At 64.6% G+C, this 16724-nt stretch carries 10 protein-coding genes; 5 read left to right on the forward strand and 5 right to left on the reverse strand.

The features are described 5' to 3' along the window. The first annotated feature begins 48 nt into the window (after positions 1-48). Genes gpmA through VF617_RS08580 form a run of 3 tightly spaced genes read left to right on the forward strand, consistent with a single transcriptional unit; the run spans position 49 to position 2326 of the window. Entirely contained in the window at positions 49-735 is a 687-nt protein-coding gene (gene gpmA / locus VF617_RS08570) for a 2,3-diphosphoglycerate-dependent phosphoglycerate mutase (RefSeq protein ID WP_331014451.1), read from the forward strand. 38 nt (positions 736-773) lie between these two features. Then, the gene (gene purE, locus VF617_RS08575; protein ID WP_331014452.1) at positions 774-1256 is read left to right on the forward strand and encodes a 5-(carboxyamino)imidazole ribonucleotide mutase; all 483 of its coding nucleotides are present in this window, start codon (positions 774-776) and stop codon (positions 1254-1256) included. Beyond that, positions 1253-2326 carry a 5-(carboxyamino)imidazole ribonucleotide synthase gene (locus tag VF617_RS08580; protein WP_331014453.1) on the forward strand — a complete coding sequence of 358 codons (1074 nt, stop codon included), beginning with the start codon at positions 1253-1255 and terminating at the stop codon, positions 2324-2326. Before purE ends, VF617_RS08580 begins: the two co-directional genes overlap by 4 nt. Before the next feature lie 34 nt (positions 2327-2360). Here the strand turns inward: VF617_RS08580 and VF617_RS08585 are convergent, their stop codons facing one another. Then, on the reverse strand, positions 2361-2660 hold the full coding sequence (locus VF617_RS08585; RefSeq protein WP_331014454.1) for a hypothetical protein: 300 nt from the start codon (positions 2658-2660) through the stop codon (positions 2361-2363). A gap of 16 nt (positions 2661-2676) precedes the next feature. Further along, positions 2677-5529: a M16 family metallopeptidase gene (locus tag VF617_RS08590; protein ID WP_414713993.1), complete on the reverse strand. Its 2853-nt coding sequence runs from the start codon at positions 5527-5529 to the stop codon at positions 2677-2679. Positions 5530-5630: 101 nt separating this feature from the next. Between VF617_RS08590 and VF617_RS08595 the strand changes: the two genes are divergently transcribed. After that, positions 5631-7253 carry a M20/M25/M40 family metallo-hydrolase gene (locus tag VF617_RS08595; protein ID WP_331014455.1) on the forward strand — a complete coding sequence of 541 codons (1623 nt, stop codon included), beginning with the start codon at positions 5631-5633 and terminating at the stop codon, positions 7251-7253. A gap of 4 nt (positions 7254-7257) precedes the next feature. On the opposite strand, the gene VF617_RS08600 is transcribed toward VF617_RS08595, so the two are convergent. Both VF617_RS08600 and VF617_RS08605 read right to left on the reverse strand, forming a co-directional pair. Beyond that, positions 7258-9405, reverse strand: coding sequence for a penicillin acylase family protein (locus VF617_RS08600; RefSeq protein WP_331014456.1), 2148 nt, complete (start codon positions 9403-9405; stop codon positions 7258-7260). Positions 9406-9448: 43 nt separating this feature from the next. Then, positions 9449-10510 carry a hypothetical protein gene (locus VF617_RS08605; RefSeq protein WP_331014457.1) on the reverse strand — a complete coding sequence of 354 codons (1062 nt, stop codon included), beginning with the start codon at positions 10508-10510 and terminating at the stop codon, positions 9449-9451. 184 nt (positions 10511-10694) lie between these two features. Here VF617_RS08605 and clpB point away from each other — a divergent pair, with 184 nt between their 5' ends. Next, positions 10695-13274 (forward strand): ATP-dependent chaperone ClpB, encoded by a 2580-nt coding sequence (gene clpB / locus VF617_RS08610; RefSeq protein ID WP_331014458.1) that lies wholly within the window; start codon positions 10695-10697, stop codon positions 13272-13274. A gap of 96 nt (positions 13275-13370) precedes the next feature. Here clpB and VF617_RS08615 read toward each other — a convergent pair whose 3' ends face one another. Continuing rightward, entirely contained in the window at positions 13371-16487 is a 3117-nt protein-coding gene (locus tag VF617_RS08615) for a TonB-dependent receptor plug domain-containing protein (RefSeq protein WP_331014459.1), read from the reverse strand. Positions 16488-16724 lie beyond the last annotated feature (237 nt).

A 16724-nucleotide genomic window follows, 5' to 3' on the forward strand; every position in this document is an offset into this window, starting at 1 on the left:
CCGCGCATCCCGCTAAGGACGCTCACGCCGGCCGTAAGGAGTGCCCCGATGCCTACGCTAGTACTCATCCGCCACGGCCAATCGGCCTGGAACCTCGAAAACCGCTTCACCGGATGGTGGGACGTCGACCTGACCGGGCGCGGCGTAGAGGAGGCCAAGGCGGCGGGGCGCTTGCTGGCTGAAAAGGGCTTCGACTTCGACCAATGCTATACCAGCCTCCAGACCCGCGCGATCAAGACGCTCAACCTGGCGCTGGAGGAAATGCAACGGCTGTGGCTGCCGGTCGAGAAGGATTGGGCGCTCAATGAGCGGCATTATGGCGGGCTGACAGGCCTCAACAAGGCCGAGACCGCGGCGATCCATGGCGACGAGCAGGTCCATATCTGGCGCCGCGCCTTCGATATCCCGCCGCCGCTCAGCGAAACCGGCGGCGCGTTCGATCTGGCCAAGGACCGCCGCTATGCCGGCGTCAAGATACCGCAGACCGAAAGCCTGAAGGACACGATCGCGCGGGTGCTGCCCTATTGGGAAAGCCGGATCGCGCCGGACCTGAAGGCCGGCAAGCGCGTGATCGTCTCGGCCCACGGCAATTCACTGCGCGCCCTGGTGAAGCACCTCTCCAACATAGCCGACGCCGATATCGTGAGCCTGGAGATTCCCACCGGGCAGCCGATCGTGTTCGATCTGGATGACAATCTGGCGGCGAAGGACCGCTATTACTTGTCGGAACGCTGAGTTCGGCTAGGAAGCTGGCCAAGCGAAACGGGGCAGAGATGACCAAGCCACTCGTCGGCATCATCATGGGCAGCACTTCCGATTGGGAGACGATGCGCCATGCCGCCGATATGCTGGAGGCGCTGGGCGTGGCGCATGAGACCAGGGTGGTATCCGCGCATCGCACGCCGCAGCGGCTTTACGATTATGCGACGAGCGCGGCGGATCGCGGGCTCAAGGTGATCGTCGCAGGAGCGGGTGGCGCGGCGCATCTGCCGGGCATGGCCGCATCGATGACGCATCTGCCGGTGCTCGGCGTTCCGATCGAATCCAAGGCGCTCAAGGGCATGGATAGCTTGCTCTCGATCGCGCAGATGCCAGGCGGGATTCCAGTGGGCACGCTGGCGATCGGCAAGCCCGGCGCGATCAATGCGGGGCTGCTGGCGGCCGCGATTCTCGCGACTTCGGATGAAGCGCTGGCCAGACGGCTCAAGGACTGGCGCGCCGCGCAGACCGACGGCGTGGCGGACACGCCCGAATGAACGCTTTGCCCCCCGGATCGACCATCGGCATCCTGGGCGGCGGGCAGCTGGGCCGGATGCTGGCGAGCGCGGCGGCGCAACTGGGCTATCGCACGCACGTGCTGGCTCCCGACGCAGAGAGCGTCGCGGCGCAGACCGCCTCCAGCTTCACCCGCGCGGATTATCACAGCCGCATCGTGCTCGACGATCTGGCCGCGTATGCCGATGTAGTGACGTACGAATTCGAGAATATCGCGCTGGCTCCGGTGGAGCATCTCGCGCGCAAGGTTCCGGTGCGGCCCGGCCCGAAGAGCCTGGAAGTGGCGCAGGACCGGGCGCGCGAAAAGACCTTCGTCGGCGAGCTTGGCGGACGCACGGCCCCCTGGGCGCTGGTGACCACGCTGGACGAGCTAAAGGCGGCGATTGCCGAGATCGGCGCGCCCGCGATCCTCAAGACGCTGCGGCTCGGCTATGACGGCAAGGGGCAGGTTCGCATCCACGACGCGGCCGCCGCCGAAGCGGCCTGGGCCGATATCGGCGAGCGCCCCGCTATCCTTGAAGGGTTCGTGAATTTCACGCACGAATTCTCGATCATCACCGTGCGCGGAATCGACGGCGCGCTAGCCAGCTACCCCCCGCCCTGGAACGAGCACAAGCATGGCATCCTCGCGCGCTCGACTCTGCCCGCCCCCGCCGAGGTCGCGATCCTCTGGGCCGAGGCCGCGACGCTGGGCGCGCGGGTGGCGGATGCGCTGGACCATGTCGGCGTGCTGACGCTCGAATTCTTCGCGACGCCCGAGGGCCCGGTGTTCAACGAGATGGCGCCGCGGGTCCACAATAGCGGGCATTGGACGATCGAAGGCGCCGAATGCTCGCAATTCGAGAACCATATCCGCGCGATCTGCGGACTGCCGCTCGGGAGCACGGCGCTGACGGGCGTGCACGTCGAGATGCTCAACCTGATCGGGCGCGATGGCGATGAATGGGCCGAAATGCTCGCGGAGCCGGGCGCGCACCTGCACCTTTACGGCAAGGGCAATGCACGCCCCGGCCGCAAGATGGGGCACCTGACTCGCGTGAAGCGGGGCTGAATCCCTCCCCCCGGGGGGAGGGATTCGAGCAAAGTCAGGCGCGCGTGCCCGTGAACGGGAAAGCGCCGAAAGCGCCCGCGGTCAGCGTGCCGTTCAGCATGTCGCCATCGACGGTGACGTCTCCCGTCAGCGTCATCGGCATGGGGATGACGATATCGACCGCGAAGGTCAGCCGATCGCCATCAACCTTGCCGTCCTTGACCTCGGTGGTGCCCATCGCGCCCGCGAAGGTGCCGGTGAAGCTGTCACCCGAGCTCTGCACGGTCATCACTGCCGTCTGGTCGCCCATCGGGGACTTGGTCACCGTGTTCCAGCTGCCATCCACATTCGCCATATCGTCTCTCCTGAAATTACTTCGCGACTACCGCCGCTGCGGGGATCACCTCGACAGGCAGGCCGAGCGAGTCAAGCTGCGGCCGCACCTTTGTCGCGTCGCCAACGATCACCCAGACGAACCGGTCCGGGTTCAAAGCCGCGCGTGCCGCAGCGTCAAGCTGCGCCGCGGTCATGCCGCGATATTTTTGCGCGATGCTGGCATAGAAATCGTCCGGACGACCACGCAGATCGTTGGTCTGCATCGCGCTGAGCACTGCGGCGGCGGTTTCGAATCGCCCCGCCAGCTCCCGGACATTGCCGTCGATCGCCCGTCGCAACTCGGCATCGGTGATGCCGCGCGTGCTCAGGAACTCGCGGACCTGGAGCATCAGCGCCTCGACCGAAGCGCCGGTCTTGTCCGCCTGGACCGGAGCACTGATCGTATAGGGGACGGCATGTTCCAGCCAGCCGAAGCCGCCGCTCACACCATAGGACCAGTGCTTGGTCTCGCGCAGATCGGTATTGATCCGCGACAGGAAATTGCCGCCGAGGATTTCGTTGGCGGTGAGCGCGGTCAGCAACTCGCTCTGCGGATCGAGGCCGGTCATCTGGCCGGCAAGGATCAGCGATTGCGGGGAATCGGGGCGATCGACCAGCACGATCCGCGGCTGCGATTGGGCGGGGGCAGTGGCGAAGCTCTTGGTTCCGGCGGCGCCCTCCCCCTTCCAGTTGCCGAAGCGCGCCTCGAGCGCGGCCTGGACCTCGGCAAGCGGCGCATCGCTGACGACGAAGATCTTGGCCTTGTCGGGCCGGATCCAGGCGCGGTGGAAGGCGACCAGATCGTCGCGAGTCAGCGCCTTGACCGCCGCCGGATCGCCCGAGCCCGCCGCGAGCTTGGCATAGGGGCTGGCGGGTCCGTAGAGCAATTTGGGAAGGACGCGATTGCCGAGGCCGCCAGGGCTGGTGAGGCTTTGGGCAATGCCCGCCAGCATGCTCGCGCGCAGCCGCTCGACTTCCTCGGGCGCGAAGGCGGGGTTGCGCACCACATCGGCAAACAGATTGAGCGAGGCGGCGAGATTGGGGCTCGGCGTAGCCAGCGTCAGATATGTGCGATCGGCCGAGCTGCCCGCACCGATATCCGCGCCCAGGCGCTCGCGGGCCTCGGCGATCGCGGTGGAATCGCGGCTGGTCGTGCCTTCGTCGAGCATCGAAAGCGTCAGGCCCTGGGTGCCGAGCTTGCCATCGGGATCGGCGCTGACCCCGGCGTCGAAGCTCAGCACGATCTGCGTGATGGGAACCGCGCCGCGCCGTGCGTAGATCACCTCGACGCCGTTCGACAGGCGGGCGCGGCTGACCTTAGGGAAATCGAGCTCGCCGATCTGCGGCACATCGGGAAGGCCGCCGCGCGTGCCCTTGACCGAGGTGGCCTGGGCGGCCTCGGGGTTGGCGGCGGCGGGAGCACCCTGCGTATCCTGATAGGCTTCGCGCACGCCGGGCTCGACCCGGATGGTGAGCGAGGGGCGAGTCAGCCACCTGGCGGCTGCGGCCCGAACCGCGGCGGGGGTGATCCGCGCGGTGGCCTGAAGCTGCTTCTTGAAGAACAAGGGATCGCCCGAATAAAGCTGGCCCGAGGCGAGCGCCACGGCCTTGCCGCCGAAGCCGCCGACCGATTCCAGCCCCGCAATCCGATCCGCGACGTTCGTCGTCGCCACGCGGCGGACCTCGTCGGCGGTAGGGCCCTTGGCAATCAGTTCGGCCAGGATCTCCTCGGCGCGCCTGGTAGCCGCCCCCGGATCCGCGCCTGGCTTGAGCGTCATTTGCATCGTAAAGATGCCGATCTGCGACATCGACTGGACGCCGGCCGAGACGCTGACCGCAAGCTTCTCCTTGCGGACCAGCGCATTATCGAGCCGCGAACTGGCAAGGCCGCCGAGCACGTCGGCTACCGCATCGAGCGCGACGGCTTCCTTGTCGTTCATGCCCGGGACCACCCAGGCGCGCATGATCATCGTCGCGGCGACGCGGTCCTTGAGCGTCACCGTCTTCGATTCTGCGAGCACTGGCATCACGACCTTGGGAAGCGCGCTCCTGGGGCCGGCGGCGATCTTGCCGAAATGCTTCTCGACCAGCGGCCGGGCGGTCTGGGCGTCCACGTCACCGGCGAGCACCAGCACGGCGTTGTTCGGCCCGTAATGCGCGCGGAACCAGTTCTTGACGTCCTCAAGGCTGGCGGCATCGAGATCGGCCATCGAGCCGATCGGCAAATGGCCATAGGGCGTGCCGGCCAGCAGCTCTTCGAACAGCTTGTAATAGACGAGCCCATAAGGCTGGTTGTCGCGCTGGCGCTTCTCGTTCTGAACCACCCCGCGCTGCTCATCGAGCACCTTCTGGTCGATCGCGCCGAGCAGCCAGCCCATGCGATCACTTTCCAGGAACAAGGTACGGTCGAGCGCGGGGGCGGGCACCGTCTGGAAGTAATTGGTGCGATCGGTGTTGGTGGTGCCGTTATAATCGGTGCCACCGATCGAGCGCAGGTAACCGTAAAAATCGCCCGGCGCGTTTTCCGATCCGTTGAACATCAGATGCTCGAACAGGTGCGCGAAGCCGGTCTTGCCCTTGGGCTCGTGCTTCGATCCGACATCGTACCAGGTCGAAACCGCCACGATCGGCGCCTTGCGATCGGTGTGAACGATCACGCGCAGGCCATTGGCGAGCGTGAAGGTCTCATAGGGAATATCGACGCGCTTCACGAGTTCGGCGACGGGAACCGGCGCGGGCGCATCCTGCGCGGCGGCGGGGAGCGCCGCGAGCATCAGCGCGATCGGGGAGGCGCTGCGGAGCATCTGGAGGAACTTCATGTGGCACGGAATCCTGAAAATATCGGGCATGAGGCGATCCTAGCTGGCGCCGCGCCCGCCCGCAAACCGCCTTTGCGGTTGCGGCATTTTGCACTAGCCTTGCGGATCAAGCCTTGGAGAATCCTTTCCACATGCGCATCCCCTTGATTATACTCGCGCTTTCGTTCGCTCTTGTCCCCTCGGCGCTCGCCCAGACCGGGGGTGAGCCAGTGTTCAGCGCCGACGAAGTGCGTGCGCATGTCACCTTCCTCGCCGACGACGCTTTGGAGGGACGCAATGCCGGCACGCGGGGATATGATCTCGCGGCGCGCTATGTCGCGACGCGTTTCGCCGCGCTGGGGCTCAGGCCCGGGGCGCCGGACGGAAGCTGGTATCAACAGGTGCCGCTGGCCGAATATTCGCTGAACGATGCCAAGCCGGGCTCGATGATCCTGGGCGGAAAGACCTTTGCGAACGGCGAGGAAGTGCTGATCTCCGCCAGCCCGCGTTACGGCAGCGAAACCCAGATATTGAGCGGCGAGGCGGTGTTCGTCGGGCACGGGCTGGAATCGGATTATGAAGGTCTGGACGTGCGGGGCAAGTTCGCGGTCACGCTGATCGGCATGCCCAAGGGAATGACGCCCGAGCAGCTCAAGGCTGCGGGAAGCACGGACAAGCCGACCAACGCGGGCAAGCGCGGGGCGCTGGGCATCCTCTATCTGATCACCCCGGAAAATCTGAAGGGCGCTTTCCCCTGGGCGACGGCAGTAAGCTATTTCAACCGCGAGCAGACCAATTGGCTGAGCCCCAGCGGCGCGCCGGGGGGCGAGGACCCGGGCGTGAAGATCGGGGCCTATATCAATCCCGCGGCGGCCACTGCCCTGTTCGAAGGTGCGTCGATGACCGGCGAGCAGCTCTTCGCCGCCGCCGCGCAGCCCGGCGCGGTCAAGGGCTTCGCGCTGAAGCAGCGCGTCACCACATCGCGCACCAGCAAGGTCAAGATCGTCAACAGCCCGAATGTCATCGGCCTGCTGCCGGGCTCCGATCCCAGGCTAGCCCCCGAGCATGTCGTGCTCTCGGCGCATCTCGATCACGAGGGCCTCGATCCCAAGCTGGCGGGCGACCAGATCTATAACGGCGCGATGGACAATGCCGCGGGCATCGCGACGATGCTGGAGGCCGCGCGGGCGTTCAAGCAGAGCGGCAAGCCGCCCAAGCGCTCTATCCTGTTCGTCGCGCTGACCGCCGAGGAGGACGGGCTGCTCGGATCGGACTATCTCGCGCATTATCCGGTCGCGGGCGCCGGCAGGGTGGTGGCGGACGTCAACCTCGACATGCCGATCCTGCTCTATGATTTCCAGGACGTGGTCGCGTTCGGCGCGGAGCATTCGACGCTGGGCCCCATAGTGGAAGCAGCGGCTGCGAAGATGGGCGTGACTCTCTCGCCCGATCCGATGCCCGAGGAGAATCTGTTCGTCCGCTCGGATCATTACAGCTTCGTCAAACGGGGCGTGCCTTCGGTCTTCCTGGTCACCGGCTTCAAGAACGGGGGCGAAAAGGCCTTCAGGGACTTTCTCGCGACCAATTACCACAAGGTATCGGACCAGGTGACGCTGCCCTTCGACTGGAATGCGGGCGCCAAGTTCGCGCGGATCAACTATCTGATCGCGCGCGAAATCGCCGACGGCAAGGAAGCGCCGCGCTGGTATGAGGGCAACACCTATGGCGAGCGCTACGCCAAGGACGCCCCCAAGGCGAAGCGGCCCGCCAAGTAGCGCGTCAGGGGCGATAGCTCCGTTTCGCATTGCGCTTCAGCTCGGCGGGATCGAACCAGACGGGCTTGAGCTTGTGCTGGACGAACAACTGCGCCTGATCGGTGTAATGCGGTGAATCGGGGCGGGTGCTCGCCGAGCCGTAGGGCTGGATCGATTCCGAGCGCACCTTGCCCGCTTTGTCCCAGGCCACGAACATGATGAAGCTGTCGCCGTGCTTGATCGCCAGCCTGCCATCGGCCCGCTCGTCATAGCTGGTCGAGGCGCGCAATGCGTCTGGCCCGCCATCCAGCGGGAGATTGACCCTGCCCTGCTGCAGCCGGATCAGGTCGCCAAGCGGCATTTCGAGCTTGCCGAAATGCTTCTGCAGATAGCCGGCAGCCTCGGCCAGAACGACGCGCGGATCGGGCTTGGGCTTGCGCTCGTAATGCCAGCGGTTGGGCACGCGCAGCACCGAGAAGGCCAGCGCGTCGGCGGGGCCCTTGCCGTCCCAATTCCAGTCCCAATGGGTGAGCAGTTCGCGCGCGTCGGTCAGCAGCTTGTCGCCCTTTGGATCGACCGCCACCAGCTCCCTGAACCAGGAATGCAGGTAGCTATATTGGCTGACCCCGCTGTCGAACTTGATCCGCAGCATGTCCTCCGCGGTGATCGACGGGTCGGCGCCCATCAGTTCGAGTGACCGCGTGCCCCGGTTGGTTGTGTCGGTCTCGATCCCCAGCAGGGGCGACCAATCGCCAGGCTTGATCTCGGATCCGGCACCTGCCGCCTGGTAGGGCGAATTGTTCGCATTGATCAGGAAGCCCGAGGCGGGGTTCACGTTACGCGGCACCATCCCCCAGGGGACCGTGCCGGGCTGGTAATTCGCCGAGGTGTCTCCCGCCAGCACTTGGCGATAATCGTAGCCGGGCTTACGATTGGGGAAGTTGGCATTGTAGAAAAAGGCGATGTTGCCCGCGGCATCGCCGTACAGAAAATTGGTGCCGGGAATTGCATGTTGGGCCAGCGCCTTCTGCCACTGGTCGAAATTCTGCGCGCGATTTAGCCGGTAATATTCCTCGACCATGCCGAGCTGGTCCTTGCCGCCATAATTGATGGCGAACGCGCCCGATTTGTTGATCAGCACCGGCCCCTGCACCGCTCGATACACCGTCTTCGGAACGGGCAGCACGAATGGGCCCCATAGCTTGACCGGCAGCCAGACGCGCTGCGCTTCGAGCGGCTTCCACTGGCCATCATAGCGATATTGATCGCCCGCCGGATTGAGGACGAGCTTGTAGAGATCGACCATGTCGGGACGGTTGACCGTGTTGGTCCAGCCGAGATGCTCGTTATGCCCGAGCAAGGGATAGGGCGCTCCCGGGAAAGTCGCGCCGGCGAAGTTCCAGCCCTGTTGCGAATGGACTACGAGCTCATACCACGCCGCCGCGCCGCGCCAGCCCTGGTGCGAGTTGGAAACGAGCCGCGTGAAGCCGTCCGCTGATCGCTTGGGCGCGACGACAAAGGCGTTCGAGCCATTCTCCGCCGCATTCGGGCCGAGCGGCGTTACATTGGGAGCGTCAGGCGCGTCCGGCTTGTCGAACCCCTTTTCGATCGGCAGCGGCTTGTCGCCCGAAAGCGCGCCAAGCACGCCTTCCAGCCCGAAGAAGAAGGGCGAGCGCACGACGAAGCCGACCGCGACATCCTCGCCGCTTACCGGAAAAAGCTTGGAAAGTTTCACTTCGCCCGGATGCCGCTCGGCATAGAGGTTCAGGCCCGTGGCATAGGCATCCAGAAGCGCGCGGATATCGGCCGGCTGCTTCATGTAATCGCGCGCCACCGTCGCTCGCGCACCGAGCAGATGGACGACGAAATCCGTCTTGGCGCCATCTTGCCCGTTGATCGCGCCCAAGCGTCCACGCGTCATCGCCAGCACTTCCTGGAGCGTCTGGAAATCATCCTCGGCATGCGCATAGGCAATGCCATAAGAGACATCGGCGTCGGTCTTGCCGAAGATGTGGGGCACGCCGAAATTGTCGCGGGTGATCGTCGAATCGTATTTGTGGGGCGGCGGAGGAGCGGCGCGCTGGGCCAGCAATGGCTCCCAGGTCGCTAGGCCGATCAGGGCCAGCAAAACCAGCAAACCACCACCCAGCAGGATCCGTTTGACGATCCGCATTCACTCTCTCCCCCGCCACTGGATTCGCGGCTTGGGAGGGAGCTTACACCTGGCGCTTGCGAACCGACCAGACGAAAGAATCGTACCAAAAATGGAGCAGCGAACAGGCAATGAAGGGCGCGACGAACAATGTGGGCTGGCCCGTGACCGCCGCGGCATAGGCCAGGCCGAACAACGCGCAGCCGAGCGCGAAGAGCAAGGCGGCGCGAAGGGCGGTGCCCTGCCCCCGCATCCGCCCGCCTTCCTTGACCCAGACCAGCGCGAAATACTGGACCGCGTGGTAGAGGTTGATCGCCGCCAGCGCCACGAGCGGCGGCGAAAAGCCCCAAGCGAGAACCGATACGGCCGCTGTCACCACGATGGTCGCGAGCTTGTGCGCGGGAAGCTTGTATCCCGCGCGGATCGTGCGCGCGTAATCCATCACTGCCCAGCCGATCACTCCGGCATAAGCCAGCATCGCGGCGAGGCGGATGCCTTCGTGCTGGGCCTGCAGCACGCCAGGCACGCTGGTGAGCGCGCTCAGCGTCGTACCGTCGAACTGCTGGAAATAGATCGTGTGCGTCGCCAGCGCCGCGCCCGCAGCGAGCGGGCCGACATAGAGCATCCAGTTGAGGCGCAGATCGGTGGCGCGCAGGATGTTCGGCGGATTGCCGGCCTTCATGTCGTAAATCCGCGCGAAGCCGAAATTCTGCATCGCCGAATGATGCACGTCCCAGAACACGGCGAGCACCGCCGCGGCGACTAGCATCGTGTGCGAGACGAAGAGCCCCGCCAGCAGGATCACGGGGACGATCGTCAGGCGCAGCTTATAGGCCGCGAACACCTCGGGATTCATGTACGCGCGCGGCACCACCGCGATCAGATGCGCCCAGGTGAGCACCGAGACGAAGCCGAACAATGCGACCACCGCCTGGTTCGACGCCGCCGCAGGCGCGAAATTGTCCCAGCCGCGCAGCCATAGCTGCACGAAGAGGAATGCGACGAGCGGCGCTCCCCAGAACAGAACGGCATCGCGCTTGGGACCCAGGATCGCGCGTGCGGGATCGGCGAGCGAACCGGGGGTCCCGGCCGTGGCGGCGAATTTGCTGGAAAACTGCGTGGCCACACATTCCCCCTGGATGGCATGCTGGGGCAATTTCTAAACGGAGAGCGTTAACGAGGTGCTACTTCCCGTGCCGATTTGCACCGAGGCGCGCCCGAGCGCAGTTAGCTTAGCGACTTCGCGCATTCCCCCCTTGTGTTGCCTTAATGCAACACTATCTGTTCGATACAGACTGACAGGGACGACTATGAATCTCGAGAAATTTACCGAACGCGCCAAGGGCTTCCTCCAATCGGCGCAGACCGTTGCTATCCGGATGAGCCATCAGCGGATCGGCTCCGAGCATTTGCTCAAGGCGCTGCTCGAGGATGAGCAGGGTATGGCGTCCGGGCTGATCGCGGCGGCGGGCGGCGATGCGAAGCGCGCGCTGGGGGACATCGACGCGGCGCTGGCCAAGGTGCCCGCCGTTTCGGGAGGCGGCGCGCAGCAGACGCCGGGGCTCGATAACGATGCGGTCCGCGTGCTCGACCAGGCCGAGCAGGTCGCGCAGAAAGCCGGGGACAGCTTCGTCACGGTCGAGCGGCTGTTGCTGGCGCTGACGCTGGCGGCGACTACGCCCGCGGGCAAGGCGCTGGCCGCAGCGGGCGTGACGCCCAACAATCTCAACGCGGCGATCGAGAAATTGCGCAACGGCCGGACCGCAGACACTGCGGGCGCCGAGGATCGTTACGATGCGCTCAAGAAATTCGCGCGCGACCTCACCGCCGACGCCCGGGCGGGCAAGCTCGATCCGGTGATCGGCCGCGACGAGGAAATCCGCCGCACGATCCAGATCCTCGCCCGGCGCACCAAGAACAATCCGGTGCTGATCGGCGAGCCTGGAGTAGGCAAGACCGCGATCGCCGAGGGCCTGGCGCTGCGCATCGTCAATGGCGACGTGCCCGACGGGATCAAGGACCGCACGCTGATGTCGCTCGACATGGGCTCGCTCATCGCGGGCGCGAAATATCGCGGCGAATTCGAGGAACGGCTGAAGGGCGTGCTCGACGAAGTGAAGGCCGGCGAAGGCCATATCATCCTGTTCATCGACGAGATGCACACGCTGATCGGCGCGGGAAAAAGCGAAGGCGCGATGGACGCCGGCAATCTGCTCAAGCCCGCTCTCGCGCGCGGCGAACTGCATTGCATCGGCGCGACGACGCTCGACGAATATCGCAAGCATGTCGAGAAGGACGCGGCGCTCCAGCGGCGCTTCCAGCCCGTCTTCGTCGGCGAACCGACCGTTCCCGACACGATCTCGATCCTGCGCGGGCTGAAGGAAAAATACGAGCTGCATCACGGCGTGCGGATCACCGATGGTTCGATCGTCGCGGCGGCGACGCTTTCGAACCGCTACATCACCGACCGCTTCCTGCCCGACAAGGCGATCGACCTGATGGACGAGGCGGCGAGCCGCATCCGCATGGAAGTGGAGAGCAAGCCCGAGGAGATCGAGAATCTCGATCGGCGGATCATCCAGCTCAAGATCGAGCGCGAGGCGCTGAAGAAGGAGACCGACGCCGCATCGAAGGATCGGCTGGGCGCGCTGGAATCCGAACTGGCGAACCTGGAGCAGCAATCCGCCGAACTGACGGGCCGCTGGCAAGGCGAGAAGGACAAGATTCACGCCGAATCGCGGCTCAAGGAGCAGCTCGAAGCGGCGCGGCTCGAAGTCGAGCAGGCGCAGCGCGCGGGCGATCTGGGCAAGATCGCCGAGCTCAATTACGGGACCATCCCTGCCCTGACCAAGCAATTGGAAGCGGCGCAGGCCACCACCAGGGGCGCGATGCTGCGCGAGGAAGTCACCGCCGACGATATCGCGGCGGTGGTGGCGCGCTGGACGGGCATTCCGATGGAACGGATGCTCGAAGGCGAGCGCGAGAAGTTGATCCATATGGAGGAAGCCATCGGCAAGCGCGTGATCGGCCAGGCCGATGCAGTGAAGGCCGTGGCGACCGCCGTGCGCCGCTCGCGTGCCGGGCTGCAAGATCCCAATCGTCCGCTCGGCTCGTTCCTGTTCCTGGGGCCCACCGGAGTCGGCAAGACTGAATTGACCAAGGCGCTTGCCGAATTCCTGTTCGACGACTCATCCGCGATGGTCCGCATCGACATGAGCGAATTCATGGAAAAACATGCCGTTGCCCGCCTTATCGGCGCGCCCCCCGGCTACGTTGGATATGAGGAAGGCGGCGTGCTCACCGAAGCGGTCCGGCGGCGGCCCTATCAGGTCGTGCTCTTCGATGAAGTCGAAAAGGCGCATGGCGATGTGTTCAACATATTGCTCCAGGTGCTCGATGATGGGCGCCTGACCGATGGGCAGGGCCGCACGGTCGATTTCTCGAACACCATCATCATCCTGACTTCGAACCTGGGCAGCCAGTATCTGGCCAATCTCGGCGAGGGCGAGACGACCGAAAGCGTCGAGCCGCAAGTGATGGATATCGTGCGGGCGCATTTTCGGCCCGAATTCCTCAACCGGCTGGACGAGATCATCCTGTTCCATCGGCTCGCGGCGGACCACATGGCGCCGATCGTCGATATCCAGATCGACCGACTTCGCAAGCTGCTGGCGGATCGCAAGGTAAGCATCCAGCTTACGGACGCGGCCCGGGCGTGGCTGGGACGGGTCGGCTACGATCCCGTCTACGGAGCAAGGCCCCTCAAGCGCGCTGTGCAGCGCTATCTGCAGGACCCGCTGGCGGATTTGATCCTGCGGGGCGAGGTGAAGGATGGAGCGACGCTCAAGGTCGATGAAGGCGATGGCGCATTGAAGCTCGCGGTCTCTTGAACCGGCAAAGGCTCGGGCTCTCCGCGCCTTGATCTCTTCAGCACAAAAAAGGGGCGGCTCTTGCGAGCCGCCCCAATTTTTTGCCTGCGTTCGGACTTAGAAGCCGACACGGACACCGGCGCGGAAGTAACGGCCGAGAATGCCGTTGCCACCCTGGACCGGGTTGTAGAGATGCGCACCGTAGGTCGCGACTTCAACCGGCGGTAGCTTGTCGAGCACGTTCAGCACCGTCAGCGAGAAGGTGAACTGGTCGTTCACGCGGAAGCGAGCAACCACGTCGCCGGTGATGTATGCAGGGATATCGCACGGAGCGAACGGAGCGCCAAGGCTGCAATCGCCCGAAGTGCCCGGACCAGTCTGATCTTCCGCGGACAGGTTGTACCCGCCGAAGTAGTTGACCGTGCCGTTCAGTTCGAAGTCGCCGAAGTCGAAGGTCGTCAGCCAGCTACCATGCCATTCGGGCGTACCCGAACCGGCAGTCAGATTGTAGTTGCCGCTGGTGCCTTCATAGCTCTCCGTCGTGCCGTCCGGGAACGTCGTGGACAGATCGATGATGTAGCTTGCTTCAGCTGAAGTCCGGATCTTGAAGCTGTCCGTAACATCGAACTCCACTTCAACCGACGCGTCGATACCTTCCGAGCGGATGGTGTTGGCGTTGATCAGCGCCGACTGAACGAACGCAACGCGCGGACGGGCAGCGGGGAAGTTCACTGAGGGTGCATCAGCGATAACGGTATAACCGGCCGGGATTGGCTGGTTGGCGTAGTAGGCGGCGAGCGCCGGCGCGTTCGAGAGCGAGGTGATCGCGCCAGTCTTCTTGATGTTGTAGTAATCAACCGTGAACGCAACTCCGCGCATCGGCTCGAAGACGAGGCCAGCGGTGAAGCTGCGCGACTTTTCCGGCTCGAGGTTCGGGCTGGCCAGGGTGGTCTGACCGTAGGAACCGCGGACATAGGGATCGCAAGCCGCCGTCGAGAAGTTGGCGACGTTGCAAGCGCCCACTGCGTTGCCGGGGACAGTGTACTGCGCGAGGAAGGTGTTGCCCAGTGCACTGCCCGAGTTCAGCACGAACCCGGTCGTCGGAAGCGCATTAGCCTCGCCGAATGCCGGGATACGGAAGCCGCGCGAGTAAGTGCCACGAACGACCAGCTGGCGGACCGGGGTGAGCTTGATGCCGACCTTGGGCGAGAAGGCGCTCTGCCCGCTCGAATAGTCGTCGTAACGGCCCGAGGCATTGACGCTTGCGAAGGTCGTGATCGGCGCGTCGACTTCGGCGAAAGCCGACTTGATCGTGCGATTGCCCTGCGTACCGAATGCATTCAGCGTGAAGTAACGCTGCGTCGGACCGAACTGATCGGTGTTGCCGCTGGGAGAATCGACCGCTTCGTAGCGAACCGAGACACCGCCGCCCAGCTTGAGCGTGCCGCCCGGCAGCTCGAACAGATCAGCGGCCAGACTTGCCTGGAGCTGGAACTGATCCGAGCTGTTATCCTTCACGTTCTGCGGCATCACGAAGTCACGCTGCGCTTGCGTGTTTGCCGCCGGATTTACGAAGTTATACGTGCCACGAGCGATCGCCGTCAGCATGTTGTCGATGTAGAAATAACCGTTCTGCTTACGGCGCAGATCGGTGTGCATCGCAAGCGCGCCGACATTGAAGCTGATCGTGTCGCTGATGTTGCCCGTTATGCCGGAAGCAGCACGATATGTGCGGCTGCGCGTTGCGTTCTGGGTAACCTCGCCCTGGAAACGGCCGACGATGAGCGCGACGTTGCCCGCGGCGGCGAACGGGTTGTTGGGGTTGAGCACACCGTTTGCCGCGGTGCACCCGGTAGCGCGTCCGGTGGCCGAAGGCACGCCGGTGGGACAGACATAGACCGGGAGGGCCAGGATGCCCGATCCCGGAGCGACCGCACCCGCCGCAGTCGAAGTGCTGAACTGCGGGAAGAAGATGCCGGTGTTGGCGGTGCCGCGGATCGTGGCCGGGAAGCCGGTATAGTCAACTTCGCTCTGCAGGAAATTGGCTTCGAAATAGGCTTCCGTGGTGTCGCCAAGCTTGGCGGTCACGCGGCCGGAGACGCCGAAGCGCTCGATATTCGGCTGAATGACGCCATATAGGTTGGTGAAGTCGTACTGACACACGCTCGGCGGCGAGGCCACATTGGCCGCTTGCTGGGCTGCAGTCAGCGTGTAGCGCGTGCCCCCACCCGGGCAGCTCGCCGAAAAGGCGCCGAGGTCCTGGTAAGCGCCGAGGCGGGCGCCGGTGGTAGCACTACCCGGTGCGACCAGCAGGTTCGCAGCGGTCTGCGGCTGAACGATCGACGTGCCGTTGACGCCGCCGACCACATTGTTCGGACCGCAATGCACGCCGGTGCCATCGCCCGAGTCATAGCAGAGATTGCGCAGATCGTCGGTGTTGTACGGGAACGGACGATCACGGTTATAAAGGATGTCGCTCTTGTAGTAGAAACCGCTGAGATAGGCGTTGTAGCCGTCCTCATCGAGATCGCCCTGACCCGCCGTGAGGCTGAAGCGCTTGGTCGCCGCGTCGCCGCGCTCCGAAATGCCGAAGCTCGCCGTGCCGCCAACGCCCTTATATTCGCGCTTCGTGATGATGTTCACCACGCCCGCGATCGCGTCTGCGCCGTAGGTCGACGAAGCGCCGTCGCGCAGCACTTCGATGCGCTCGACGATGTCGTCGGGAATGGTGTTCAGATCGACGAAGTTGCGCGTGCCGTCATCCGCGAGCGGATAGTAGGTCGCGCGCAGGCCGTCGAACAGCACCAGGGTGGAGTTGGTCGAGAGGCCGCGCAGCGAAACGCCCGAGGCGCCGCCGGCGAATGCGCCGTTCGCGGTGAACGAGTTGGTCAGCGCGGGGCCATTGTTCGAAGCCAGCTGCTGGATCGCATCCTGCACAGTATTGATGCCGCGCTGCTCGAGGTTCTCGGCCGTCACGACCGTGACAGGCGACGGAGTCGCATTGGCGGTCGTGCTGAACAGCGAACCGGTGACGACGATGGTCTCACCTTCGTCGGTATCCTGGTCGGTCGTAGCGGCGCTCGAAGGCATCGCGGGCGCGGGCTTGTTCTCAAGTGCGCCCGACTGAGTCGTGGTCTGCGCGAACGCAGGTGCGGCGAACAGGGCGCCGGCAAGGACGAGCGCGGACAGGGCAGTGCCCCCGCGCAGGCCGCTGGTGATCTGGGTCTTTCTCATGGACTTCCCTCGCTTGGTGCCGGCCGTATTGCATTGTGCCCCCGGCCGGGGTGTCTCCCCGCTTGGCCCGAATGCGCAGCACGCACCTTGGGCAAAGCTTGGCTAGCTCGATGAAGATGGAGCCGGTCGGTGTAAAGCATGCATTCAGATTGCTGCGCCCGCTTTTGGGAAACCTGTATCTAAAATGACACATTGCCGCGCATTTTGTTGCGTCCCAGCGGCTTGGAACGTTCGTTT

This window comes from Sphingomonas sp. (assembly GCF_036388215.1).
In the GTDB taxonomy this organism is placed as follows: domain Bacteria; phylum Pseudomonadota; class Alphaproteobacteria; order Sphingomonadales; family Sphingomonadaceae; genus Sphingomonas.

Coding starts and splice junctions, on each gene's coding strand:
- purE (WP_331014452.1), top strand. CDS start 774: ATGACCAAGCCACTCGTCGGCATCATCATGGGCAGCACTTCCGATTGG.
- VF617_RS08600 (WP_331014456.1), bottom strand. CDS start 9,405: ATGCGGATCGTCAAACGGATCCTGCTGGGTGGTGGTTTGCTGGTTTTG.
- VF617_RS08585 (WP_331014454.1), bottom strand. CDS start 2,660: ATGGCGAATGTGGATGGCAGCTGGAACACGGTGACCAAGTCCCCGATG.
- VF617_RS08615 (WP_331014459.1), bottom strand. CDS start 16,487: ATGAGAAAGACCCAGATCACCAGCGGCCTGCGCGGGGGCACTGCCCTG.
- clpB (WP_331014458.1), top strand. CDS start 10,695: ATGAATCTCGAGAAATTTACCGAACGCGCCAAGGGCTTCCTCCAATCG.
- VF617_RS08595 (WP_331014455.1), top strand. CDS start 5,631: ATGCGCATCCCCTTGATTATACTCGCGCTTTCGTTCGCTCTTGTCCCC.
- VF617_RS08580 (WP_331014453.1), top strand. CDS start 1,253: ATGAACGCTTTGCCCCCCGGATCGACCATCGGCATCCTGGGCGGCGGG.
- gpmA (WP_331014451.1), top strand. CDS start 49: ATGCCTACGCTAGTACTCATCCGCCACGGCCAATCGGCCTGGAACCTC.
- VF617_RS08590 (WP_414713993.1), bottom strand. CDS start 5,529: ATGCCCGATATTTTCAGGATTCCGTGCCACATGAAGTTCCTCCAGATG.